Source organism: Photobacterium frigidiphilum (assembly GCF_003025615.1).
Lineage (GTDB): Bacteria > Pseudomonadota > Gammaproteobacteria > Enterobacterales > Vibrionaceae > Photobacterium > Photobacterium frigidiphilum.
Genome location: NZ_PYMJ01000118.1, coordinates 1 through 1,139, shown reverse-complemented (window position 1 = coordinate 1,139; position 1,139 = coordinate 1). Strand labels below are relative to the sequence as shown.

At 42.0% G+C, this 1,139-nt stretch carries 1 pseudogene; it reads left to right on the top strand.

Annotated features, from left to right (window positions below):
* Nucleotides 1–40: 40 nt before the first annotated feature.
* Nucleotides 41–1,139: pseudogene (locus C9J12_RS30075) on the top strand (IS3 family transposase); the annotation flags it as partial.

Genomic DNA, 1,139 nt, shown 5'->3' with positions numbered 1-1,139 from the left:
TGTCCCGTCCTGAAATGTGTTTACACATTTAGGACTTATTATGACTACATCAATCACCCCCTCCGTTAAACGTACTCAACGCGATTATACTTTGGGCTTTAAATTGCAGGTTGTAGCCGCCGTTGAAAAAGGCGATATGACCTATAAACAAGCTCAAACTACCTATGGCATACAAGGGCGCTCAACTGTTCTCACATGGCTGAGAAAACACGGTAAGATGGATTGGACGCAAACGCCAAGGAATCGAACTATGCCTAAATCACCAAAAGCCAAAGAATCCCCAGCTCAGAAAATAAAACGGCTTGAAAAAGAACTTGAAGATGAACGTTTACGCAATCTGCTTTTGAATGAAGTCGTTGATATTCTTGATGCAGAGCATGGGACGGGTTTAAGAAAAAAGCTTATAGCCAAGGAGCAAGAAGCCTTCAAGCGCAAAAAGCTGTAAACCTAAGCCGCGCTTGCGAGCTGCTTGGCATCTCTAGGCAGTCTATTTACCAGCAAGAAAAACGGAAAAGACAACGAAAACGAGAACTTCAGCCTATCAAAGATATGGTTCTTAACCTTCGGCGATACATGCCTCGTCTTGGTACTAGAAAGCTGTACTTTCTCCTTAAGCAGAAATTTATTGAGCAGGGAATAAAACTTGGGCGAGATGGTTTCTTTGATTACCTACGAAGCGAACGCCTTTTAGTGAAGCCTAAACGTAGCTATATAAAGACGACGAACAGTAGGCATTGGATGAAGAAACATCCTAATTTACTCAAAGAGTTAGTGGCTAAAGAGCCGGAAGATGTGTTTGCAAGTGATATCACTTATGTTCAAACAGAGAGTGGTGTTCATTACTTATCACTAGTCACTGATGCTTGTAGCCGAAAAATCATGGGCTATGAGTTAAGCGATGAAATGAAAGCCACTGATGTGGTAAAAGCTCTCGATATGGCAATAGCGAATAGGCTCTATGAACGAGAGACGATTCATCACTCGGATAGAGGGCTGCAATATTGCTCAGGAGTCTATCAACAAACATTGAGTGATCACCGAATAAAACCGTCAATGACAGATGGTTACGACTGTTACCAAAACGCATTAGCAGAGCGAGTAAATGGGATATTAAAGCAAGAGTTCCTCTTGTATCAATG